The organism is Sphingomonas sp. BL-S-05 (genome assembly GCF_055521695.1).
On record NZ_CM145499.1, the window covers coordinates 1,441,074 to 1,464,413 of the forward strand.

The following is a 23,340-nucleotide window of genomic DNA, read 5'->3' on the forward strand; positions in this document are numbered from 1 at the left end:
GCCAAGCTGGGACGAGCACAGGGGTTGACCCGGACGAAACATTCCCGTCCTTTCCCGCGCAAACGATCAGGGACTGCGCATGGCCAAGCGGCTTACGACCTTCATTCTTATCGCACTTGTCGCGGGACTCGTGCTCGGCTGGGCACTGAACGCCGGCCTGGACGATGGCGGCGGCGCGGGCAGCGCGACGTTGAAGAACATCGCCTATTACCTGTCCGCCGTGACCACCGTGTTCCTGCGGCTGATCAAGATGATCATCGCCCCGCTGGTCTTCTCGACGCTGGTCGTCGGCATCGCGCATATGGGCGACAGTTCGTCGCTCGGCCGGGTCGGGCTGCGGTCGTTCGGCTGGTTCGTGATGGCGAGCTTCATCTCGCTGATGCTCGGGCTGGTGCTGGTCAATCTGTTGCAGCCGGGCGTGGGGCTGGGCCTGCCGGTTCCGCCGGTGACCGCCGCCAGCGGCGTCGACAAGCCGGCGTTCGATTTCGTCAAGTTCGTTGGCCATATCTTCCCCGCCTCCGGCATCGAGGCGATGGCGACCAACGAGATCTTGCAGATCGTCATCTTCTCGCTGTTCATCGGCGTCGCGCTGACGGCGGTCGGCGACAAGGGCAGGCCGCTGGTCCGCGCGCTCGAAGGCCTTGTCGCGGTGATGTTGCAGGTCACCGACTATGTCATGCGTTTCGCGCCGTTCGCGGTGTTCGCGGCGGTGACGGCGACGCTGGCCGAGCGCGGACCGGGGATCATCGGCGACCTCGCCTATTTCATGGGCAGCTTCTATCTCGGCCTCGCCACGCTGTGGACGGTGCTGATCGGCATCGCCTTCGCCATCATCGGTCCGCGCGTGAAGATGCTGTTGCGCTATCTGCGTGATCCCATCCTGCTGGGCTTCTCGACCGCATCCTCGGAAGCCGCCTATCCGCGCACGCTGGAGGCGCTCGACCGGTTCGGGGTGCCGCCGCGCATCGCCAGCTTCGTGCTGCCGCTCGGCTATTCGTTCAACCTCGACGGGTCGATGATGTATATGACGTTCGCGTCGATCTTCATCGCGCAGGCCTATGGCATCGACCTGAGCTGGGGACAGATGATCCTGATGCTGCTGGTGCTGATGGTCACGTCGAAGGGGATTGCCGGGGTGCCGCGCGCCAGCCTGGTGGTAATCGCCGCGACATTGGGCATGTTCAACATCCCGGAGGCGGGGCTGTTGCTGATTCTCGCCATCGATCACTTCCTCGACATGGGGCGCACCGCGACCAATGTCGTCGGCAATGCCATCGCCGCCAGTGTCATCGCCAAGTGGGAGGGCGGGTTCGACGCGCCCGAATCGCCGGTGATCGAGCCGTTGCCGACGCCGTCGGGGCATCCGCGTACCGACGTCCCCGACAGCTTCCGTGACATGGGCGAGCCGAAATAATGGAGAGCCGCGAGGCGGACCACCCCGCCCCGCCCGCCAGCGGCCCGACCTATGGCAGCTATCTCCGGCTCGACCGGCTGCTGACGTCGCAGGAGCCGCTGTCGGACACGCATGACGAATTGCTGTTCATCGTCATTCATCAGGCGTCCGAACTGTGGATCAAGCTGTGCCTGCACGAGCTGGGGGCGGCGCGGCAGGCGCTGATCGCCGACCGGCCGGGCAGCGCGTTCAAGATGATGGCGCGCGTCGCCCGCGTGCAGCAGCAGCTCATCCAGAGCTGGGAGGTGTTGGCGACGATCACCCCGGCCGATTATTCGGCGATGCGCGGCAAGCTGGGCGGCAGTTCGGGGTTCCAGTCGGTGCAATATCGGCTGCTCGAATATATGCTGGGTGCGAAGAATGTCGGGATGCTGGCGGCGCATGACGGCGACCTGCAAGCGCAGGCGGTGCTGACCGAGGCGCTGTCGCGGACCAGCCTGTATGACGAAGCGCTGCGGATGCTGGCGCGGCGTGGGTTCGACATTCCGGCGGACCGGCTGGAGCGCGATTTCACGCAACCCTATGCCACGTCGCCTGCGGTCGAGGCGGCGTGGCAGACGGTGTATCGGGACCCAGATCGGTGGTGGGACCTGTACGAACTGGCCGAGAAGCTGGTCGACCTAGAATATCGCGTGCAGCTATGGCGGTTCGGGCATCTCAAGACGATCGAGCGGATCATCGGCTTCAAGCGCGGCACCGGCGGGACGGCCGGTGTCCCCTATCTGGCGAAGGTGATCGACGAAGTGTTTTTCCCCGAATTGCTGGCCGTGCGGGTGGCGCTGTGAAGTCGCTGGCGGAGGCCGAGGCGCTGGATGCAGCTGATTCCTTGCGCGGGTTTCGCGATCGGTTCGTGCTGCCCGAGGGGGTGATCTATCTCGACGGCAATTCGCTGAGCGCGCTGCCGAAATCGACGCCGGCGCGGTTGCAGGCGGTGACAGTCGAGCAATGGGGCGACGGGCTGGTCCGCAGCTGGAACGCGCATGACTGGGTCGGCGCGGGACGGCGCGTGGGGGCGAAGATCGCGCCGTTCATCGGGGCGCAGCCGCACGAGGTGGTGGTCGCCGATTCCACCTCGGCCAATCTCTACAAGCTGCTGGTCGCGGCGGTGAAGGCGCAAGACGGGCGGCGGACGATCCTGTCGGAGCCGGGCAATTTTCCGACCGACCTGTATATGGCCGATGGTGCGGCATGGAGCATCGGCGACGCGCGGGTGGAGACGGTGCCGGTGGCGCAGATCGTCGATGCGATCGACGACGATGTCGCGGTCGTGCTGCTCACCCATGTCCATTACAAGAGCGGCGCGATGCTCGACATGGCTTCGATCACTGCCGCTGCGCAGGCGAAGGGCGCGCTGGTGCTATGGGATCTGAGCCATAGCGTCGGGGCGGTGCCGGTCGACCTCAATGGCTGCAACGCCGATCTGGCGGTCGGGTGCGGCTATAAGTATCTGAACGGTGGGCCGGGCGCGCCGGCATTCCTGTATGTGGCGGAGCGGCATCAGGCGGTGTTGCGATCGCCGCTGTCGGGATGGTTCGGCCATGCCGCGCCGTTCGATTTCGGCGACGATTATGCACCGGCGGGCGATATCGGGCGGTTTCAGTGCGGGACGCCGCCGATCCTCGGCATCGCTGCGCTTGAGGAAGGGATCGCCCAGTTCGATGGTGTCGATCGTGCGGCGCTGTTCGCCAAGGGGCAGGCGCTGGGCGATGCGTGTATCGCGCTGATGGCCGAACATTGTCCCGAAATGGAACTGGTGTCGCCACGGGATGCGGGGACGCGAGGCAGTCATGTCTCGTTCCGCCATTCACAGGCCTATGCGATCTGTCAGGCGCTCATCGATCGCAGGGTGATCGGCGATTTCCGCGCGCCCGACGTGCTGCGGCTGGGCTTCGCGCCACTTTATGTCGGCTTTGCCGATCTGTGGCGGGCAGTGGCGGTGCTGGCGGAGGTGCTGCGCGATGGCAGTTGGGACGTGCCGCACTATCATGCGCGCAACGCGGTGACTTGACGGAACGAATTGAGAACGCGGCGGTTGGTGGCGGCGAAAGGAACTGCCATGACCGAACATGCCAATCCCAAGAGCGAACCCTTTTCGAATGCCGAGAAGGACCCGGACGACTGGACGACCGGCGATGAGAAGATGACCGGGGCGCAGGCGTCGTATCTGAAGACGCTGAGCGAGGAAGCGGGCGAGCCGTTCGACGACGGGCTGACCAAGGCGGAAGCGTCGAAGGCGATCGATGCGTTGCAGGAGAAGACCGGGCGCGGGGCGGGCTGAGGTTCGGCACTTCCCCTACCCCCTTCCGTTCGCTTCGAGCAGAGGTTCGAGCTTGTCGAGAACGGTAGTCGAGAAGTGGGTGCCTCGAGCGCCCCGTTCTCGACAGACGCTTCTCGACTTCGCTCGAAGCTGCTCGAACCGAACGGGGGTCAGGGTCAGGAGGTCGGCCGCATCGCCATTAGTCGGTCGAGCAGCACCAGTCGGGTCGCTAGGTCGACGCGATAGGGCGCATTCGGCCGCGACCGCTTGAGCGCCGCCAGCCACGCCCGCTTCGCACCCGGCAGGTCGCCGGTCTGGATCAGCGCCATGCCGTAGTAGAAATATGGCCCGGGATGGTCCGGCGCATAGGCGATACCCTGTCCGAAAGCGAGTTTGGCGGCGGGCGACAGAACGCGGCCGCCGTCATGCGCGAGGATTGCTGAGCCGAGCCGCGTCCACAGGCGCGCGCTCTGTGGATTACCCTGCAGCCCGCCCAGTAGCGCATTCACCGCCGCCTGCGTCGCGCCGGCGCGGGAGAGGCCGTCGGCGGCGACGGCATAGGCATAGTCGTAGGTGAACCGGCCCCAGATCGCGTCGCGCAGATCGTCGGCGGCGATATCGACCGGTTCGGTCGCGCGTTGCGCGATGCGCGGCGTGCCGGGTAGCTCGGGGCTGCCCTGCCATGCATAGCCGGCTGCGCCCAGCATGAGTGCCGCTCCTACGAACCCCCAGAGCGGCTTAGCGACGCGCGCGATGGCCAGCAGCGCGAAACTGCCGACCAGCAGCACGAACAGGGTCAGCCAGCCGTTCATCGCCGTCTCCGCTTCAGGCTGCGCCGTGCGAGCACGATGCCGATGCCGAGCAGCAGCAGCGGCGTCGCCCAGAGCAGGATGCTGGCCGGCGAGAAGGGCGGATCGTAGCTGACATAATCGCCATAGCGCTGGATCAGCCAGTCGCGGACCTGATCGGGGCGTTCGCCCGCTGCGATGCGTTGCCGGACCAGCGCCCGCATGTCGGCGGCCATGTCGGCGTCGCTGTCGGCGATCGACTGGCTTTGGCAGACGAGGCAGCGCAGCGTTTCCATCAGCGCCTTGGCCGATCGTTCCTGCGCGGGATCAGGCAGCTGCGTATCGGCGAGTGCCGGGGGCGGCACGTTCGACTGCGCGAAGGCGGGGCCGGCGAACAGCAGTGCGAGGGGGAGCAGCCACCTCATCGCGCGGCCTTCAGTCTGGCGAGCAGGACGGGAACGTCCTCGTCGCGGATCGCGCCGATATGCTGGTATGCGATGCGGCCCTGCCCGTCGATCACGAAGGTTTCGGGCACGCCCGACGATCCGAGCGCGAGTTGTACCGAGCTGTTCCGGTCGTCGCCGATCGCGGCATAGGGGTCGCCATAGTCGCTCAGGAAGGCGGCGACCTTGTCGGGCGTATCGCGGATCGCGATCGCGTCGATCGTCGCGCCCGCCCTGGCCAGTTTGGCAAGCTGCGGGGCTTCGGCGGCACAGGGGACGCACCAGCTGCCGAAGACGTTGAGCAGGCGTGGCTGGCCGGTGCGGAAGGCGGCGGTGGTCAGGCCCGGCTTGGTCGGGAGGGCAGGCGCGAGGGTAAAGGCCGGCAGGGGCTGGCCGATCAGGCGCGACCGGACCTGCCGGTCGGGCTCCTGCGACAACATCCACGCGAACAGGCCGGCGATGACGACGAACGCCAGCAGCGGCACCCAGAGCAGTCGCCGCTTCACCGCACCCTCCGCCGCCGGACGCGGCCGATCAGCGACACGAACCCGCCGAGCGCGATCAGCCCGCCCCCGGCCCAGATCAGCGTCACGAACGGCTTCCACCACAGCCGCAACTGCCGCCGCCCGCCATGATCGTCGCGGCCGAGCACGGCGTAAAGCTGTCCGTCCCAGAAGGTCGCGAGCGCGGCTTCGCTGGTTTCGGTCGGCGGGTTGGCGAAGAAACGCTGTTCGGGGCGCAGCAGGAAGGGCATGCCGCCGTCGCGGGTGACGATCAGCCGCCCCTGTATGGCGGACCAATTGTCGCCGACGACGGGCTTGATCCCTTCGAAGCGGACGGCGAACGGGCCGACGCGATTGACCTCGCCGGGCGCGGCGGCGACGAGGCGTTCGGCGGTGAAGGCGCTGTCGCTCGCCATGCCGGCAAGGCTGACGGCAATGCCGAGATGCGCAACGACCATGCCCCAGATGGGCAGCGGGGTCCGCCACGGGCTGCGTCCGACCAGCGGCAGGATACTGGCGACCGCCAGCCCGGCGGCGAGCGACAGGCCGAGGACCGGCATCAGCCCGGCATCGGTGAACAGCAGCGCGACGAACGCGAGCAGCGTCACCGCCGCCGGCACCGCGATCCGCCGGGCGACCGCCCTGCCCCGATCGCGCCGCCAGCGCAGCAACGGCCCGACCGTCATGCCGGCGACCAGCAGCAATGCGATCGGTCCGGCGGCGCGGTTGAAGAAGGGCGGGCCGACCGACAATTGCACGCCGAACGCCTCGGCCAGCAGCGGATAGAGCGTGCCGATCAGGACGATGCCGAGGATCACCGAAAGCAACAGGTTGTTGAGCACCAGCCCGCCCTCGCGACTGACCGGTTCGAACAATGCCCCTTGCCGGACCGTGCCGACGCGGAAGGCGAACAGCGCGAGCGCTCCGCCGATATAGAGGATCAGCAGCGCGAGGATGAAGCTGCCGCGCGTCGGATCGACGGCAAAGGCATGGACGCTGGTCAGGATGCCCGAGCGGACGAGGAAGGTGCCGACCATCGACATCGAAAAGGCGACGACCGACAACATGATCGTCCATGCGCGCAAGCCATCGCGGGTCGCGAGCACCGTCACCGAGTGGAGCAGTGCGGTCGCCGCCAGCCACGGCATCAGCGAGGCATTCTCGACCGGGTCCCAGAACCACCAGCCGCCCCAGCCCAGTTCGTAATAGGCCCAGTAGCTGCCGGCGGTGATGCCGATGGTCAGGAAGATCCATGCGCCGAGCACCCATGGCCGCATCGCCCGCGCGAAATCGCGGCCTACATCGCGGGTGACCAGCGCCCCAACCGCGAAGGAGAACGCCACCGACAGCCCGACATAGCCAAGATAGAGCGTCGGCGGATGGAAGGCGAGACCGGGGTCCTGCAACAGCGGGTTCAGACCGAGACCGTCGAGCGGTGCCGGCGACAGGCGGGCAAAGGGATTGGAAGCGAACAGCAGGAACGCATAGAAGCCCGCCGCGATCGCCGCTTGCGCCGCGAGCGTCGCGACATGGGTGCGTGTGGCCAGCAACCGTTCGAAGAGCGCGATCGCCCCGCCCGCCACCGCCAGCACGGTGACCCAGAGCAGCATCGACCCTTCGTGATTGCCCCATGTCGCCGCGACCTTGTACAGCATCGGCTTGGCACTGTGGCTGTTTTCGGCGACCAGCAGCACCGACAGGTCGGTCCGCGCGAACAGCGCGACCAGCGCGGCAAAGGCGCCGAGCGCCAGCAACCCTTGCGCCACCGCGACCGGCCGAACCGCGGCAAGCAGATCGCGGACGATCTGCGGCGGTTCCGTCGCACGCGACGACAGCGCGATCGCCGCCATCGCCAGTTGCAGCAACGCCATTGCCGCCGCCAGCCACAGCGCCGCCAGACCGGCTTCGGCGATCACTGCGCGATGCTTTCGCTCTTGTGCATCTTTCCGGCGACCTGCGGCGGCATGTAGCGTTCGTCATGCTTGGCGAGGAGATTGTCGGCGACGAAGCCGCCGCCGGCCAAGAATTTTCCTTCGGCGACCACGCCTGAATTCTCGCGGAACAGGTCGGGGACGATGCCCGAGAAACGGACCGGCACCGTCGCCTTGCCATCGGTGACGGTGAAAGCGATCGTCACGCCATCGGCCATGCGCTTCACCGATCCGGGGGCGACCATGCCGCCCAGCCGCACCGGCTTGTCGATCGGCGCCGAGGCGGCATCGGCGGGGGCGTAGAAGAATGCCGCTTCGTCGCTGAGCGCCGACATCGCCAGCAGCACCGCGCCGACGATCGCGACCACCGCCAGCAATGCCAGCGTCATGCGTTGCCGTTTCGGACTCATCCCCGCTCCGCGCGGCGCATCGCTACCCATGCGAACAGGATCAGCGCGACGATCGCACCAATGGTCAGGCCGTAGGCGGCGAGGATGAACGGCCAATGGTTCATGCGGCGGCCCGGCGACGCATCCGCGCCTCCGCCTTGATCCGCGCGAGATCGGCGCGCATTCGCATCAGCACGATGCCGCCGAACAACAGGCTGGCGCCGCCCGCGGTGAAACCCAGGGGCCACAGGATCGACGGATCGATGGTCGATTTGGTCAGCGTGATGCTCGGCCCCTGATGCAGCGTGTACCACCAAAGCACGGAATAACGGATGACCGGCAGCAATGCAGTGCCGGCAATGCCGAACAATGCCGGAATCCGCCCGTCGCCGTCACGCTCGGCATCGGCGCGGGCCAGTGCCAGATAGGCCAGGTAGACGAAGAACAGCAGCAGCATCGAGGTCAGCCGCCCGTCCCATTGCCACCACGTGCCCCAGGTCGGGCGACCCCAGATCGATCCGGTCGCAAGGCAGATGCCGGCGAAGACCGCACCGGGCAGCGCGATCGCCCGCGCCGCGACCGCCGCCAGCGGGTGCCGCCATACCAGATAGACGATGCTGGCGATGGCGAGGCTCGACCAGCCACCCATGCCGAGCCAGGCGGCGGGGACATGGACGTACAGGATGCGGACGCTCTCGCCCTGCAGATAGTCCGCCGGCGTCCGGGTCAGCCCGGCCCAGCAACCGAACAGGAACAGCGCAAGGCCGCCCCAGACCAGCAGCGGGGTAAGCGGTCGCGCGATCGACAGAAATCGACGGGGATTGGCAAGGGCATGGATGCTGGGCACGGTCGCGCCCTGTCTATGCAAGCCGCACGCAAACGGCAATGCGGATCGACGTCGCATCGCCGTCCGCAACCGTAACGATGGTTTACCGTTGGTACGCTACGGACTTGGACCCATGACAGGCTGGTTTGTACGGGAGCAATCATGAGTTTGCAGCACGATCATACCGGATTTGCGAACCGGACCGCCACCGCACCCGCCGGCCGGCGCATGTCGGCCAATCTGTTTCTGGCCAATCTGAGCGACGCCGATTTCGCGTTGCTTTCCCCACACTTCGAACGGGTGTCGATCGCGGTGGGCGACGTCATCGTGCCGGCGGGCGGGCGGATCGAATATCTGACCTTCCTCGATTCGGGCATTGCCGCGCTGCTCGATACGATCGAGGGCGAGCGGCTGCATGCGGTCGGGCTGATCGGTAACGAGGGGTATCTGGGCTGGCCGGTGCTGCTGGGCGACGACCGGTCGCCCTATGCCACTATCCTGCGCGCCGAAGCCGGCACCGCGCTGCGCATTCCCGTGGAGCGGGTGATCGCGGCGGCGGAACAGAGCGACACGTTGCGCCGCGCGCTGCTGCGCTTCATCGAGGTGTTCATGATCCAGATGGGGCGGACCGTCGTATCGGCGCTCAGCCATTCGGTCGAGCGGCGACTGGCGCGGTGGATATTGCTGTATCACGACCGCGTGCGCGGCGACGAGATCACGATGACGCACGAGGAATTCCGCATCATGCTTGGTGTGCGGCGCAGCAGCATCACCGACGCGCTGCATCGGCTGGAGGAGCAGCATGCGATCCGGTCGGTTCGTGGGCGGGTGATCGTGCGCGAGCGGGAAAAGCTGCTGGCGCTGGCCGCCGATACCTATGGCTCCGCCGAAGCGGCCTATGAACGGCTGGTGCGGACCGTCACAAGCTGAGCGAGCGACTCGACCAAAAAAAGGGCCGCCCCGAAACGGAGCGGCCCGAAAACCCCAGGGGGCTAAGATCAGCTCGACGCGCTCTGGCGGATCGTGCCGTTGACGCCGTTCGGGAAGAAGCCGCCGGCGGTTTGGGCGGTGTTGTTCAGATAGACGATGTTCAACACCTGACCCGGCGTGCGGCTGAAGGCGATGCCCATATTGTCGGCGGGGACGATGTTCGACACGAGGACAGAACCGCTGCTGGTGGCGCGAATGCCCTGGTCGAGATCGGTGCTGCCATCGAGGCTGTCGCGCGCGTTCGAGATCGCATCGGCCGCATCGATCAGCGCCGGGGTGGCGACGCCCTTGCGATACAGGACCGTGCGGACCAGCCCGGCATGATAGGCCTCCGCCGCATGGATGCCGGCAGCGGCTTCGAGGAAGGTCTTGTTCGAAATGAAGCCGACCGCGCCCTTATACGCCGTGACGCCGACATCCTCGAAGATATAGGCCCCGAGCAGGAAATTCTCGTCGCTGGCATAGACGTCGAAGGCCGCACCGGCGCCGATCAGTCCCGCCGCGCGTGCCGCGTTCGAAAAAGCGCTGGTCGCGGTCACGCCGATATCGATCGCCGGTTGCGCGACCGCCGCCGAACCGAGATTGCGGCGCAGGAAGTTGACGTGCGCGATCTCGTCCGCTGCGATCTCGCGGGCATAGCGGGCGACGAGCGGATCGGTGAAGGTCACCTGCCGGCCGCCGGTCACCGCGCCCTGATTACCGGTACCCGACAGGCTGCTGTTAGGCAGGCCGGTCCCGAGCGCGGCGAAGGAGTAGAATTGCGCTTCGAGATATTCGAGGTTCAGCGCGAAGTTCAGTACGTCGGCGTCGCTGATCGCGCTGGTCGGAGTCGGGGTGGGTGTAGGCGTGGGCGTCGGAGTGCCCCCGTTGATCGGGCCGCCGCCGCTGTCGCTGCATGCGGCGAGCAGCGAGGCACCGGCGGTCGCCATCGCGGCACCACCGGCATAGCGCATGAATTCGCGCCGGGCGTTGCGGCGTTCGTCGCAGGCTTCGAGCACCTGAAGAATCGGATCGTTGGTCATGATACTGTCTCCCTGGCTCAGTTCGCGGCGCTGACGCGGATGGTGCCGTTCACCCCATTGGGGAAGAAGCCGCCGCCGCTGACCTGGGTGTTGTTCAGGTACACGATGTTCAGCACCTGTCCGGTCGAGCGGCTGAAGGCAATGCCGTCGCTGTCGAGGGGCACGATGTTGCTGGCGTTCGGGTTGCTGGCGAGCGGCGTCAGCCCCTGATCGAGATCGGTCGTGCCGTCGAGGCTATCGCGCGCATTGGAGATCGCGTCGCTGGCGGCGATCAACTGCGACGAAGGCGTCTCTATCCCCTTGGCATAAAGCGTCGTGCGGACGATCGCGGCGTGATACGCCTCGACCGCGAGGATGCCGGCAGCGGCTTCAAGGAACACCTTGTTGGAGAGCAGCGGCGCTGCGCCCTTATAGGCGGTGACGCCGACATCCTCGAAGATGTACGCGCCGAGCAGGAAATTCTCGTCGCTGGCATAGGGGTCGAAGCTGGCGCCCGCCCCGATCAGCCCCGCGGCGCGTGCGGCGTTCGAAAAGGCGCTGGTCGCCGACGCGCTGATGTCGATCGCCGGCTGGGCAACGGCGCTGGTCCCGAGACCCGCGCGCAGGAATTCGACATGCGCGCGTTCGTCGGCGGCGATCTCCCGCGCATATTGCGCGACGATCGGGTCGGTGAAGGTCACCTGCCGTCCGCCGGTCACCGCGCCCTGCGCTCCGGTACCGGTCAGCAGCGAACTGGACAGGCCGGTGCCGAAGGCGGCGAAATAATAGAATTGCGCTTCGAGATATTCGAGGTTGAGCGCGAAATTCAGCACGTCCGCGTCGCTTGGCGCCGACTGCGCAACCGCTTCGTTCGATTCCGAGGCGAAGATCACGGCACCGCCGATCGCGGCCGCTCCCCCCAGCATCCGAAAGAAGTCTCGCCGCTCCTCGCGGCGTTTGGCGCGTGCTTCGAACGCCTCCGTCAACAACGTCTGATCGGTCATGGCACCGTCTCCCTGCATCGTTCTTGCGATGGAACGACGCCGATCCGACTAAAGATGCACGCCGAAACCGGACGTACGGTTCCGTACAAGGCGGGGCCGATGACTGGATTGCAAAAAATCTTGCAGGCAAAAGGTCGGCAAATGGCGTTCGTAGTGCAAACAGACATTTCGCCCGATAGCGGCAGTTTTCTGCCGACGACGGACAATCGGCTGATCGGATCGCTGCGCGCGGAAACGCGGCGACGACTGGCGATGGCGGCGAGCCGGATCGAATTAAATACGGGCGACGTGCTAACCCGTGCCGGCGAACCCATCGATCGACTGGTCTTTCCCGAAGGCGCGCCGGCGATGCTGTCGGTATCGACCGGGGGATCGTCGCAGGATGTCGGCATGATCGGTCGCGACGGCGTGGTGGGGTGGTCGCGCCTGTTCAGCGACCAGCCGACGCCGTTCACCGCACGCGTCCATATCCAGTCGGGCAGCGCGATCGAAATCCCCGCCTCGGCCGTGGTCGACGCGGCGAACGAGGATCCGGCGCTGCTGAAGGCGGTGCTGACCTTTGCCCAGCGTTTCACGATGCAGATGGCGCGGACGCTGGCATCGGCGCTGCGCGACGTGCCCGAACGGCGCATCGCCCGGCTGCTGCTGATGATCGACGACCGGATCGATGGCGACACCATGTCGGTGACGCATGCATCGATCGCCGCGACGCTGAACCTGCGCAGGGCGACGGTGACCGACTGCCTCCATATCCTCGAGGGAGAGCATATGGTGCGGTGCTCGCGCGGGCGGATCACGATGCGCGACCGCGCGGCGCTGGAGGCGCGAGCCGGCCTTGCCTATGTCGCCGATGACGGATTGGCGCCCGAAGCGACGCGCTGATCGTCAGGGCTGGCCGCGCACCGTCTTCAGGTCGATGCCGAGCCGCTGCACCTTGTAGTAGAAGGTCTTGCGCGGGATGCCGAGGCGATCGATCGCCGCGCCGATCTCGCCGCCGGTCGCCGCGATCGCCGCCAGGATCGCCTCGCGCTCGAACGCGGCGATGCGTTCGGGGAGCGGGCGGCTGGCATCGTCGGCCACCGCCATGCTGCCGCTGCCGTCGAGCCCCAGCACGAAGCGGTCGGCGAAATGCGCCAGTTCGCGGACATTGCCCGGCCAGTCGTGGTGCGCGAGCAGGTCGCGCGCCTCGTGCGTGAGCGACGGCACCTCGCGCCGCAGTCGCGCCGCCGAGGCATCGACCAGATGCGCGAACAGCAGCGGCACGTCCTCGCGCCGTTCGCGCAGCGGCGGAATGCGCAGCCGCACCGCCGCCAGCCGGTACAGCAGCGCCGGGGCGATTGCGTCCGGCGCCCGCTGCGCCTCCTCCGCCGCAGTCGCGATGACGCGAATGTCGACCGGCACGGCGTCGCGCGGGCCGCGGATCGCACGATCCTCGATCACCTGGGTCAGCCGGCCCTGCAGCGCGCGGGGCGCCTGATCGATATCGTCGAGGAACAGCGTGCCACGCTGCGCCCCGACGATGCCGCGATCACCGACGGTCGCGAACAATTCGTCCTCGATCGCCGGTCCGGGCAGTGCGGCACAGGCGACCGCGACGAAGCGGTGCCGCGCGCGGCGGCCGGCGCGGTGAATAGATCGTGCCAGCAATTCCTTACCGGTGCCGGTCTCCCCCTCGATCAGCAGGTCGATATCGGTATCGGCCAGCACCGGGATCATCTCGCGCAGGCGAAGGATCGCAGGCGAGCGGCCGATCAGCGCCACCTGTTCGCCGCCCGCCGCCTGTGCCCGCAACCGGCGATTGTCGAGCGCCAGCGCGCGCGCGGCGACGGCACGGGTGGCCGCCGCGACCAGCGCGTCGGGATCGAACGGCTTGGACAGGAAATCCCATGCCCCGGCCTTCAGCGCATCGACCGCCATTTCGACATCGGCATGGCCGGTGACCAGCACGACCGGCAGTGTCGGATCGCGTTCGCGCAAGGTTCGGAACAGTTCGATCCCCGACATATGCGGCATGCGCACGTCGGTGACGACGATGCCGTCGAAATCGGCATCGATCGCGAGCAGCGCAGGCTGGGCCGCGACAAAGGGCACGACGTCGAACCCCGCCAGCGTCAGCAATTGCTGGGTCGAGGCGCGCAGGTCGGGATCGTCCTCCACCAGCGCCACCCGCCCCCTGATTGCGCCCGCATCGGTCATGACGCCCGCAACAGCTTCGCTTCGAAGCGCGCCCCACATTCCGAGGGCAGAAGGCGCAGCGTACCGCCGAGGTCGGTCATGATGTCCTGCGCGATCACCAGCCCGAGGCCGAGACCGTTCGGGCGGCTGGTGACGAACGGCGTGAACATGCGTTCGGCGACCGTCGGATCGATGCCCGGCCCGTTATCGGCGACGATCAGCGAGACGATGTCGCCATCGACCCGCACGTCGATCGCAATCGCCGGATCGGGACGGCCGTCCAGCGCCTCCAGCGCGTTCTGCAGCAAGTTGACCAGCACCTGTTCCAGCCGGACGCGTCCTGCGACCACCAGCAGGTCGGCGGGAATGGGCGGTGCGGAAAAGGCGACCTCCGACAGCCGTTCCTTCAGGATCAGGCGCGCGCCGTCGACGATATCGGCCAGCGGCACCGGGCCGATCGTGCCGCTGCCCTTGCGGGCGAAACCGCGCAGTTCGGCGGTCACGAGGCCGATGCGATCGGTCAGCCGGGCGATGGCGCCGAGATTGTCGTCGACCTGCCGCGCGTCGCCGCGTGCCAGCAACTGGCGGGCGGCGGCGACATAGTTGCGGATCGCGGCGACCGGCTGCGCGGTTTCATGCGCGACGCTGGCGGTGATCTGTCCGAGGGCGGCGAGGCGATTGGCCTGTCGCAACCCTTCGCGCAATTCGGCGGCGCGCGCCTCGGCAGCGGCGCGTTCCTCCATCTCGTCGCGCAGCAGGCGGGTACGATCGGCGACGGCGGCCTCCAGCTCGCTGGTCCGGATCGCCCGGCGACGCGACCGTTCGCGCAAGCCCCACGCCATGGCAAGCAGCGCAAGGGTGGCGATGGCTGCGGCGATCGCGCTGCCGCGCACGACGCCCCCGACCGCCGGTTGCAGCGGCATGGCAAGATGGACACGCCAGCCCGCCGCATCGGGTTCGGTCTGGACATGCTGCAACAGCCGCCGTTCGCCGTTCAACCGGATCGCATCGCCGACCATCGCGAACGGTCGCGGGCGCAGCGATGCGGCCCCGCTGTCGGCGCGCACGGCGGCGGCGATCGCCGGCGCGATCGGCATCGTCGCGGCGAAGCGCCATTGTGGGCGGCTGGAGATCAGCACCACCCCGGCCCGATCGGTGACGAAGGTCAGTCCGCCCGCCGCGCGCCATTCCTGCTCGATTTGGTCGAATTCGAGCTTCACGACCAGCACCCCGCCTTCCGCCGTCCGGCGGCTGAGATACAGGCCGGGCCGGTGGCTGACGGTGCCGAGCGCGAACTGCATGCCGGACCCTGTCCGCATGGCGTCCCGGTAATAGCGACGGAACGTATAGTCCTTGCCCACGAAGCTTTGCGGATCGGCCCAGTTGCTGGCCGACACGGCCAGTCCGTCGCGCCCGATGACATAGATGACCGACGCCCCGGTCGAGGTGGCGAGCGCGCTGAGCTTGACGTTCAGCGCCTGTGCCGCCCCGTCGACACCGCGCACCGCGGCGACCACGTCGCGATCATCGGCCAGTGCCACCGGCAGCAGCCGGAACCGGGCGATCTCGCTTGCAAGCAATACCTGTCGCAGCCGGGCATCGGCATCCAGCGAAGCGACGAGATCGGCCCGGGCGCGGCGTTCGGCCACCCGACCGACCAGCGCGGCGGCAAGGGCGCTCAGGAGCAATGCCCCGAACATCCACCGGATCCATGTCGATCTGAGTCCCGCCCGCATCGAAGTGCAGCTTTACGAACCGGAAAGCTTTTGTGCAAGAAGTTGCACTTTCTGGCGAATCCGGTGGCGGAAAATGGCGCAAGATGCCTGCCGCATTCCGTTTAACTCATTGTATTTGCGCTTTTTAACAATCTGGATTGCACGAAAGACAACCCTGATTGCAATTCGCTAAACCATCTTGGTCGCGCCAACCGCCGGGGAAGAGCAGGGTCGGGCGCACCAGAGGATGAAAGGTCGTCACATGATAATCACTGGTCATTCCGCCCACCCGCCGGTCCCGCCCGCGGCGAGGCCGTGGTATGCGCACCTATACGTACAGGTTCTCGTCGCCATCGTGTGCGGCGTGCTGCTGGGCCATTTCTATCCGCAGACGGGTGAAGCGCTGAAGCCGCTCGGCGACGCGTTCATCAAGCTCGTCAAGATGATCATCGCGCCGGTGATCTTCCTGACGATCGTGACCGGCATCGCGGGCATGCGCGACCTCGCCAGCGTCGGCCGCGTGGCGGGCAAGGCGTTCGCCTATTTCCTGTTCTTCTCGACCCTCGCGCTGATCGTCGGCCTGATCGTCGGCAACCTCGTGCAGCCGGGCGCCGGGCTGAACATCGATCCCTCGACGCTCGATACGTCGAAGGTCACCGAATATGCCGAAAAGGCGCACGACACGACCATCACCGGGTTCCTGATGGGGATCATCCCGGACACGTTCATCTCGGCGCTGACCGAGGGCAATATTCTCCAGACGCTGTTCGTCGCGATCCTGTTCGGCATCGGCCTCGCCATGATCGGCGACAAGGGCGAACGCGTCCTCGACGGCCTGAACGAAATCTCGATCGCCTTCTTCAAGGTCGTCGCGATCCTGATGAAGGCCGCCCCGATCGGTGCGTTCGGCGCGATGGCGTTCACCATCGGCAAATACGGCATCGGCACGCTGTTCAGCCTCGCGGCGCTGGTCGGCACCTTCTATCTCACCGCGCTGATCTTCGTGATCGTCGTGCTGGGTGCAGTCGCGCAATTCTGCGGCTTCTCGATCTTCAAGCTGATCTCGTATCTGAAGGCCGAACTGCTGCTGGTGCTCGGCACCTCCTCGTCCGAGAGCGCCCTGCCCTCGCTGATCGAAAAGATGGAGCGGGCGGGCATTCCGAAGTCGATCGTCGGCCTCGTCGTTCCGACCGGCTATTCGTTCAACCTCGACGGTACCAATATCTACATGACGCTGGCGGCGCTGTTCATCGCGCAGGCGTGCAACGTCGACCTGACGCTGGGCCAGCAGTTGCTGCTCCTCGCCGTCGCGATGCTGTCGTCGAAGGGCGCGGCGGGCGTCACCGGTGCGGGCTTCATCACCCTTGCCGCGACCCTGTCGATCGTGCCGACCGTGCCGGTCGCCGGCATGGCGCTGATCCTCGGCGTCGATCGCTTCATGAGCGAGTGCCGCAGCCTGACGAACTTCATCGGTAACGCGGTAGCAACCGTTGTCGTCGCAAAGTGGGAAGGCAAGCTCGACAAGCATCAATTCGACGAGGCATTGGCCGGTCGCAGCGTGCGGGTGGATGAGATGCCCGAAGGCGCCGTTCCCGCCGAATAATCGACCAAGGGGGATGCCGGTGCAGGGGTAACGACCCGCACCGGCATTCGGTTTTCTGCCCCGCGAGGCACCGGAGAGATTTTGATGAAGATGTTCCTGCGGCTCTGCTGCACCACCGCCGCCCTGATGGTCCCCGCCGCTGCGTGGGCTGTCGAAGCCCCCGCCCCCGAACCGACCGTAACGGCCGCGGGTCAGGTCGCCGATCGCGGCAATGCACGCCCGGTCGCGCAGGAATATCCGACCGCCGGTGTCGGCGACGGCGTGACCGCCGGCGGCTACAACCAGTCGCGCTGGGCGGAGGACTGGACCAAGTTCCGCGATCCGAAGAAGCGCGACGACATTCTCGACCAGTTGAAATATGTTCCGATCGGCGGCGACGACGTCTATCTGACGCTGTCGGGCGAGTTCCGTGCCCGCGTCAACCTGACCACCAATCCCAATCTGCGTGATCGCGAAGCGCAGCGGCAGGATATTTTCCGGCTCGTCGGCGGTGCCGACCTGCATCTGGGCGAGCATGTCCGCCTGTACGGCGAACTGGCGCATGCCGGCATGTCGGGCCGCAACCTGGGCGCGAAGGCCGGGCAGCTCCACAACGACCTGGTGGTGCAGCAGAGCTTCGCCGACGTCACCGGCACCGTCGGCGGCGTCGATCTGGGTGTGCGCTACGGCCGGCAGACCTTTGCCGACGGTCCGAACCTGATGGTCGTGCCGCGCGACAACAACACCATCTTCTTCGTCTATAACGGCGTCCGCGCCTGGGCGAAGGGCGACAAGGTCCGCGGCGACGTGTTCGATTTCAAGACGACGCGGCTCGGCGTCGGCGGCACGCGCGACGATATCGTCGACGACAATCGCCGCTTCTCGGGTGCGACCGTCGGGTTCGTATTGCCCAAGACCTTGCTCGGCGGATCGAACCTGTATTTCGATCCGTTCGTCTGGCGCCTGCGCAACACCAACGCGGCATGGGGTGGCCGGACGGCGGAGGAAGTGCGCAAATTCTACGGTCTGCACCTCTATGGTGACACCGGCCCGGTCAATATCGACTGGACGGTCAACTATCAGGGCGGCGAGTTCGACAACCGCCCGATCTCGGCCTGGCTGGTGTTGCTGCAACAGATGTACAAGGTCGGCAAGTCGAAGACCGCACCGCGCGTCGGTTTCCACTTCGACTATGCCAGCGGCGGCGGCTCCTATGGCAACGGCACGCTCAAGACCTCGCTCGCGCCGTTCGGCAACAACATCTATTACAGCTATCAGCTCTATGCGACGCCGACCAATATGATCGCGTTCGCACCCAGCGTGCAGTTGCAGCCGACGTCGAAGCTGCGGCTGGCGGCGGAATATCAGCTGTCGTGGCGCGACAGCCTGAACGACGCGGTGTACCGCGCCAACGGACAGCCCTTTGCCGGAACGCAGCTCGGCAATTCGCGCAAGGTTGCCGATACGATCCGGTTCCAGGCGATCTATCCGCTCAGCCCGCGGGTCAGCCTGACCGCGCGTTACGAGCATCTGATCGCCGGACCGGCCCTCACCGATGCAGGTTACAAAAGCTCGGACTTCCTGGCGGGCTGGATCAGCTTCCGCTTCTAGTTCCTTGAGCGAACTTGCGCCCCGGCGGTCGTCCGCCGGGGCGTTTTCTTTGTTTCCGTACCCGAAGGGCTCGCTTATGTCCCCCGCCGCCCATGCCGCCGCCCGCGCGCTGCTCGCCGATCCGCTGACCAACAAGGGCACCGCCTTTACCGAAGCGGAGCGCGACCTGTTCGGGCTGCACGGGCTGTTGCCGCCGCATGTCGGCACGCTCGACAGCCAGATCGAGCGGCGCCGCCGGGCGCTAGCGGGGATGCCCGACGACTTCCACCGCTATTCCTTCCTGCGCGAATTGCAGGATTCGAACGAAATCCTGTTCCACGCGCTGGTCCAGCGCGACCTGCCGGCGATGCTGCCGCTGGTCTATACCCCGACCGTGGGCGAAGGGTGCGAACGCTTCAGCGACATCTGGCGCCGGCCCCGCGGCCTGTTCCTGTCCTGGCCGAACCGGCACCGCATCGCCGATATCCTTGCCGATCCGGCGCTCGACCGGGTGAAGGTGATCGTGGTCAGCGATGGCGAGCGCATTTTGGGCCTGGGCGATCAGGGTGCGGGTGGCATGGGCATCCCGATCGGCAAGCTGGCGCTCTACACCGCCTGCGCCGGCATCCATCCGGCGGAAGTCCTGCCGATCCTGCTCGACGTCGGCACCGACAATGCCGCACGACGCGACGATCCGCTCTATGTCGGCTGGCGCAACCCGCGCATCCGCGGGGCGGAATATGACGCGTTCGTCGAGGATTTCGTGACCGCCGTCGCCGATCGTTTCCCCGGCGTGCTGCTGCAATGGGAGGATTTCGCGGGTCACAATGCGTACAAGCTGCTCGAGCGATATCGCGGCCGGTTGCTGAGCTTCAACGACGATATCCAGGGCACTGCCGCCACCGCCGTCGGCACGCTGCTGTCGGCGATCGAGCGGACCGGCGTGCCTCTGACCGAGCAGCGCATCCTGCTGTTCGGCGCCGGAGCGGCTGGATGCGGCATCGCCGACATGTTGTTGCAGGCGCTGCGGGCCGAAGGGCTGGACGAGGCGCAGGCACGCAAGCGCATCTGGGCAGTCGATCGCGACGGGCTGATCCTCAGCGACATGGACGGATTGTCGCCGGCGCAGGCCGGACTCGCGCGCGATCCGGAGGACGTGGCGGCGTGGACGCGGACCGCGCATGGGGCGATCGACCTGTTCGACACCGTCGCCAATGTCCATCCGACCGTGCTGATCGGCGCATCGGGTCAGCATGGCGCGTTCACCGAGGCGGTAGTGCGTACCATGGCACAGGCGGTCGCCCAGCCGGTTATCTTTCCGCTGTCCAACCCGGTGTCGCGGGCGGAAGCGCACCCCGATGACCTGTATCGCTGGAGCGCCGGTCGCGCGTTGATCGGCACCGGCAGCCCGTTCGGCGTGGCCGGCGTCACCCAGGTCAACAACGTCTATATCTTCCCCGGCGTCGGGCTGGGTGCCCTGGCGGCGGGCGCGACGAAGATCACCGACGGGATGTTCATGGCCGCCGCCCGGGCGCTGGGGGCGATGGGCGGCGAGGATATGCTGTTGCCGCCGATCGAGCGATTGCGCGACGTAGCCCTCGACATCGCCGTGGTCGTGGCGGCGCAGGCGGTTGCGGACGGAGTCGCTTCGCCCGGCGCCGTGACCGACCGCGAGGGCATCGCGGCCCAGATGTGGACACCCACCTACTGACGATCGCGGAACCCTGCCGCCCCGATCGGCTTTCGCTTTGCTGTCGATACCGTCCAGCGCCGGTTCACCCGGACCGGCGCAGGACGGGGCAGAGAGGAACCGATATGAAGCAGTTGATGCAGATTTTTGCCGGGGTCGGCCTGACGCTCGCCGGGCTGACCGCCGTTCCCGCCGTGGCGGATGCGCAGCCGCGCCATCACGCGCACCGGCATGACGACGGTCCACGTGCGCGCGACCATGACCGCCGCCGCTGGGACGATCGCCGCCATTGGGACAACCGGCGTGGCTGGAACGACCGGCGGCGCTGGAACAATCGCCGGGCGTGGAACGACCGGCGCGGCGACGGGCGCCGGGACCGCTATGGCTATCGTGGCGAGCGGATCATCTATGGCGGGTCGCGCGAAGCCGCGGCGATGGGGGTCCAGTATCGCGGCCCGTGCCGCTACGTCATCCGTAACGGCCGCCGCGTCTGCGGTTGAGCTAACAGCCCCTCCTGACCATGTCGGGAGGGGTTATTTCTTGGGCGTGACCCAGACCGACACCGGCACCACCACCTTGCCCGGCGCAGGCTTGCCCACATCGACGCGATCGGCAGTGACCAGTTCGCCGGTTTCGAGATTGAACGACGCCCATGGCTTGGGCATGCGGCCGAAGGTCATCTTCTGGATCGGCTGGCCGGTGGACGAATTCATGATCGTAGCAGTGATAGGCATGGCCGGGCGGGTAGCCCCCGCCCGGCCCACCTGTCCAGTTCAGAAACGCACATCCCAGCCCAGGGTAAACGTCCGTCCGCGCCCGGCGAAGAAGGCGAAATTGTCGGTCGGCAGGCGGGTGTCGCTGTTATAGTCGATATAGAAGCGGTCGAAGATGTTCTGCGCGCTGAGCGACAGTCCGCCGAATTTCGTCTGATAGCGGAGTTGCGCGTCGGTCACGTCGTAGCCGTTGAAATTATTGTCGGGATTGGGATTCGCCTTCCCCCGGAAGTTGCGTGACAGGTAAAATTGCGTCTGCACCCGCGCGGTCAGTGGACCGCTGGCGAAGTCCGCCGCAAGGTTCAGGCGGTCGGGCGAGATGTTGGTGCCGTCGAGATCGGTGTCGACCACCCCGTCGCCCGGCGCGCGATCGCTGTCGTAGCGGCCGAGGATATGGGCATAGCCGGTCGAGACGCGCAGGCCCGGCAGCGGGGTCTGTACGGCAAGGCTGACCTCCAGCCCCTCGATCTCGACCCGCTGGCGCTGGACCTCGAAAATGCCGTTGCCTTGCGCGATCAGCAGCTGGCCACGATCGCTCGACGACCAGAAATAGGTGGTGCTGGCATCGACCGGTCCGCGCTTCACCTCGACCCCGACCTCGCGATTGTTCGACACGACCGGTTGGATATCGAGGAAGCCGTCGAGCCGGACATTGGGGGTGGCGATGGCGCGAGTGATGCGGCCGATATCGGCCATGGTGAACCCCTGGGCATAGCTGGCATAGGCGCGCACGCCCGCGACCGGCTCGACGATCGCGCCGCCGTTGAACAGCAGGTCGCTGAATTTCGGGGTGCCGCCGGTCACGGCGACGCCGCCATAGCTTGCCGGGTTGCGACCGTCATAGGTGGTCGAGGCGAGCGTGCGGAAATCGTCGATGCGGACCTGCACATTCTCCCAACGCGCACCGCCGGCGAGGCGGACGACGCCGTCGAACAGCTTCAGATTGGCCTGGGCGAACGGGGCGAGGCTGCGGAAGTCGGCGGGCGGGACCCAGATGCGGTCGGTGGCGATCAGCCGTTGTTCGGTCTTGTCGAACAGCGCGTCGAAGCCGATCGTCGCGACCAGTGCCTCGAACCCCGGCAGTGCGCGTTCATAGCTGGCCTTCGCCCCCAATTTGCGCGAGCGGTTCTCGGACTGGTCGAACAGCGTGCCGATGGGGGCCAGCGCCGGGTCCTGGAAAGTCGGAATGATCGTCACCTCGCCGCCGAACGTATCGTGGGTGCGGTTGAAGAAGAATTGGGTGACGAGATTGCCGCCGAACAGGTCGCTGTCGGTATAGGAGAGCGACAGTGCCTCGGCCCGGTTGGCGGCGGGCTTGCCCGGCGGGTCGCCGCGCACCGCGCTGGTCGGCACGCCGGTGCGACGGTTGCCCGCGATCGCGAGATAATCGCCCTCGCCATTCAGTTCATAGCGGTTGACGATCAGGTCGAGCCGTCCGGTCGCGCCGACCTCCAGCCCGAACCGCGCGAAAATGTCGGTGGCGCGCGAGTCCTGCGTCTCGCCCTGGGTCAGGTTGACGCCGATGCGCCGGTCCTGCGCATCGTAGAACGCACCGCGCCGTTCGTAGCTGGCACCGACCGTCGCGTCGAACCGCCCGGTCTTGACCTGGACCAGTCCGGCCGCCTTGCCACCGAACCCATCCTTTTCGAAGCCGTCTGCGCTCGTCCCCTGCACCAGTGCCCGGCCGCTGACGCCCTCTTGTCGCGGGGCGCCGACCGTCACCTGATTGACGATGCCGCCAGTACCGCCGACGCCCTGCAACGCGTTCGACCCATAGATCAATTCGACGCGGTCGATGAAGAAGCCGTCGATGGTGAAGCCGTCGCGGCTGCCGTCGCGCAGCGGCGTCGTCTGCGGAATGCCGTTGATCGCATAGAGCGGCGAACGGCCGCGCGACGTCTCCCCCGCCCCCGACAATTTGCCGCGCGTCGGTGAGAAGCTGGGCGTCAGCGTCGCGACGGCATCGGTGACGCTGCCGGAAATCGCGATCTGCTGGTCGAGCGCCTGCTTGTCGATCAGGTCGATGGTCAGCGGCAGGGCGTTGGGCGGCAGGATGGTGCGCGCGGCGGTGATGACGATGTCGTCGTCCGACGCTTCGTCGCTGGCGGCCGGCACGTCCTGCTGCGCGAATGCCCCTTGCGGGACCAGCGCGAACGCCGCCGTCCCGATCAGCCAGTACGAACGTCTCCCATTCGACAACACTATCATTTCCCTTACGCAACGATTGACC

General features: G+C 66.8%; 23 protein-coding genes. 10 read left to right on the top strand and 13 right to left on the bottom strand.

Annotation, left to right across the window (positions count from 1 at the left end; all coding sequences use genetic code 11):
• The first annotated feature begins 79 nt into the window (after positions 1 to 79).
• Genes ACZ1JS_RS06515 through ACZ1JS_RS06530 form a run of 4 tightly spaced genes read left to right on the top strand, consistent with a single transcriptional unit; the run spans position 80 to position 3,731 of the window.
• Complete coding sequence (locus ACZ1JS_RS06515; RefSeq protein WP_465168233.1) at positions 80 to 1,414, top strand: dicarboxylate/amino acid:cation symporter; 1,335 nt, start codon at positions 80 to 82, stop codon at positions 1,412 to 1,414.
• The gene (locus ACZ1JS_RS06520; RefSeq protein WP_465168234.1) at positions 1,414 to 2,238 is read left to right on the top strand and encodes a tryptophan 2,3-dioxygenase; all 825 of its coding nucleotides are present in this window, start codon (positions 1,414 to 1,416) and stop codon (positions 2,236 to 2,238) included. Before ACZ1JS_RS06515 ends, ACZ1JS_RS06520 begins: the two co-directional genes overlap by 1 nt.
• On the top strand, positions 2,235 to 3,461 hold the full coding sequence (gene kynU / locus ACZ1JS_RS06525; protein WP_465168235.1) for a kynureninase: 1,227 nt from the start codon (positions 2,235 to 2,237) through the stop codon (positions 3,459 to 3,461). The genes ACZ1JS_RS06520 and kynU overlap by 4 nt, the downstream gene beginning before the upstream one ends.
• A gap of 48 nt (positions 3,462 to 3,509) precedes the next feature.
• On the top strand, positions 3,510 to 3,731 hold the full coding sequence (locus tag ACZ1JS_RS06530; protein WP_242117819.1) for a DUF3072 domain-containing protein: 222 nt from the start codon (positions 3,510 to 3,512) through the stop codon (positions 3,729 to 3,731).
• Positions 3,732 to 3,886: 155 nt separating this feature from the next.
• Here the strand turns inward: ACZ1JS_RS06530 and ACZ1JS_RS06535 are convergent, their stop codons facing one another.
• From ACZ1JS_RS06535 to ccmC, 7 genes are read right to left on the bottom strand one after another with little or no spacing between them, the layout of a single operon-like run.
• Positions 3,887 to 4,522 carry a tetratricopeptide repeat protein gene (locus tag ACZ1JS_RS06535; protein WP_465168236.1) on the bottom strand — a complete coding sequence of 212 codons (636 nt, stop codon included), beginning with the start codon at positions 4,520 to 4,522 and terminating at the stop codon, positions 3,887 to 3,889.
• Positions 4,519 to 4,923 (bottom strand): cytochrome c-type biogenesis protein, encoded by a 405-nt coding sequence (locus tag ACZ1JS_RS06540; protein ID WP_465168237.1) that lies wholly within the window; start codon positions 4,921 to 4,923, stop codon positions 4,519 to 4,521. Before ACZ1JS_RS06540 ends, ACZ1JS_RS06535 begins: the two co-directional genes overlap by 4 nt.
• Positions 4,920 to 5,447, bottom strand: a complete 528-nt coding sequence (locus ACZ1JS_RS06545) for a DsbE family thiol:disulfide interchange protein (protein ID WP_465168238.1) — start codon at positions 5,445 to 5,447, stop codon at positions 4,920 to 4,922. The genes ACZ1JS_RS06540 and ACZ1JS_RS06545 overlap by 4 nt, the downstream gene beginning before the upstream one ends.
• Positions 5,444 to 7,360 (bottom strand): heme lyase CcmF/NrfE family subunit, encoded by a 1,917-nt coding sequence (locus ACZ1JS_RS06550; protein ID WP_465168239.1) that lies wholly within the window; start codon positions 7,358 to 7,360, stop codon positions 5,444 to 5,446. Before ACZ1JS_RS06550 ends, ACZ1JS_RS06545 begins: the two co-directional genes overlap by 4 nt.
• Complete coding sequence (gene ccmE, locus ACZ1JS_RS06555) at positions 7,357 to 7,785, bottom strand: cytochrome c maturation protein CcmE (RefSeq protein ID WP_465168240.1); 429 nt, start codon at positions 7,783 to 7,785, stop codon at positions 7,357 to 7,359. The genes ACZ1JS_RS06550 and ccmE overlap by 4 nt, the downstream gene beginning before the upstream one ends.
• The gene (ccmD, locus tag ACZ1JS_RS06560; protein ID WP_156359823.1) at positions 7,782 to 7,889 is read right to left on the bottom strand and encodes a heme exporter protein CcmD; all 108 of its coding nucleotides are present in this window, start codon (positions 7,887 to 7,889) and stop codon (positions 7,782 to 7,784) included. Before ccmD ends, ccmE begins: the two co-directional genes overlap by 4 nt.
• Positions 7,886 to 8,611 (bottom strand): heme ABC transporter permease CcmC, encoded by a 726-nt coding sequence (ccmC, locus tag ACZ1JS_RS06565; protein WP_242117806.1) that lies wholly within the window; start codon positions 8,609 to 8,611, stop codon positions 7,886 to 7,888. The genes ccmD and ccmC overlap by 4 nt, the downstream gene beginning before the upstream one ends.
• Before the next feature lie 141 nt (positions 8,612 to 8,752).
• On the opposite strand from ccmC, the gene ACZ1JS_RS06570 reads away from it, so the two are divergent.
• The gene (locus tag ACZ1JS_RS06570) at positions 8,753 to 9,520 is read left to right on the top strand and encodes a Crp/Fnr family transcriptional regulator (protein WP_465168241.1); all 768 of its coding nucleotides are present in this window, start codon (positions 8,753 to 8,755) and stop codon (positions 9,518 to 9,520) included.
• 68 nt (positions 9,521 to 9,588) lie between these two features.
• Here ACZ1JS_RS06570 and ACZ1JS_RS06575 read toward each other — a convergent pair whose 3' ends face one another.
• Positions 9,589 to 10,602, bottom strand: a complete 1,014-nt coding sequence (locus ACZ1JS_RS06575) for a ferritin-like domain-containing protein (protein WP_465168242.1) — start codon at positions 10,600 to 10,602, stop codon at positions 9,589 to 9,591.
• A gap of 17 nt (positions 10,603 to 10,619) precedes the next feature.
• Positions 10,620 to 11,585, bottom strand: a complete 966-nt coding sequence (locus ACZ1JS_RS06580; protein ID WP_465168243.1) for a ferritin-like domain-containing protein — start codon at positions 11,583 to 11,585, stop codon at positions 10,620 to 10,622.
• 153 nt (positions 11,586 to 11,738) lie between these two features.
• Here ACZ1JS_RS06580 and ACZ1JS_RS06585 point away from each other — a divergent pair, with 153 nt between their 5' ends.
• Complete coding sequence (locus tag ACZ1JS_RS06585; RefSeq protein WP_465168244.1) at positions 11,739 to 12,467, top strand: Crp/Fnr family transcriptional regulator; 729 nt, start codon at positions 11,739 to 11,741, stop codon at positions 12,465 to 12,467.
• A 3-nt stretch (positions 12,468 to 12,470) separates the two neighbouring features.
• On the opposite strand, the gene ACZ1JS_RS06590 is transcribed toward ACZ1JS_RS06585, so the two are convergent.
• Entirely contained in the window at positions 12,471 to 13,781 is a 1,311-nt protein-coding gene (locus ACZ1JS_RS06590; protein WP_465168245.1) for a sigma-54-dependent transcriptional regulator, read from the bottom strand.
• Positions 13,778 to 15,460 (bottom strand): sensor histidine kinase, encoded by a 1,683-nt coding sequence (locus tag ACZ1JS_RS06595; protein ID WP_465168246.1) that lies wholly within the window; start codon positions 15,458 to 15,460, stop codon positions 13,778 to 13,780. Before ACZ1JS_RS06595 ends, ACZ1JS_RS06590 begins: the two co-directional genes overlap by 4 nt.
• 277 nt (positions 15,461 to 15,737) lie before the next feature.
• Here ACZ1JS_RS06595 and ACZ1JS_RS06600 point away from each other — a divergent pair, with 277 nt between their 5' ends.
• From ACZ1JS_RS06600 to ACZ1JS_RS06615, 4 genes are all read left to right on the top strand, one after another.
• Positions 15,738 to 17,078, top strand: a complete 1,341-nt coding sequence (locus ACZ1JS_RS06600; protein WP_465168247.1) for a dicarboxylate/amino acid:cation symporter — start codon at positions 15,738 to 15,740, stop codon at positions 17,076 to 17,078.
• An 84-nt stretch (positions 17,079 to 17,162) separates the two neighbouring features.
• Positions 17,163 to 18,668: an alginate export family protein gene (locus tag ACZ1JS_RS06605; RefSeq protein ID WP_465168248.1), complete on the top strand. Its 1,506-nt coding sequence runs from the start codon at positions 17,163 to 17,165 to the stop codon at positions 18,666 to 18,668.
• A 76-nt stretch (positions 18,669 to 18,744) separates the two neighbouring features.
• Positions 18,745 to 20,358 (top strand): NAD-dependent malic enzyme, encoded by a 1,614-nt coding sequence (locus ACZ1JS_RS06610; protein WP_465168249.1) that lies wholly within the window; start codon positions 18,745 to 18,747, stop codon positions 20,356 to 20,358.
• 104 nt (positions 20,359 to 20,462) lie between these two features.
• Positions 20,463 to 20,837, top strand: coding sequence for a hypothetical protein (locus ACZ1JS_RS06615; RefSeq protein ID WP_465168250.1), 375 nt, complete (start codon positions 20,463 to 20,465; stop codon positions 20,835 to 20,837).
• A 33-nt stretch (positions 20,838 to 20,870) separates the two neighbouring features.
• On the opposite strand, the gene ACZ1JS_RS06620 is transcribed toward ACZ1JS_RS06615, so the two are convergent.
• Entirely contained in the window at positions 20,871 to 21,071 is a 201-nt protein-coding gene (locus ACZ1JS_RS06620) for a hypothetical protein (RefSeq protein ID WP_465168251.1), read from the bottom strand.
• A gap of 39 nt (positions 21,072 to 21,110) precedes the next feature.
• Positions 21,111 to 23,318, bottom strand: a complete 2,208-nt coding sequence (locus ACZ1JS_RS06625; RefSeq protein ID WP_465168252.1) for a TonB-dependent receptor — start codon at positions 23,316 to 23,318, stop codon at positions 21,111 to 21,113.
• Between the last annotated feature and the right edge of the window lie 22 nt (positions 23,319 to 23,340).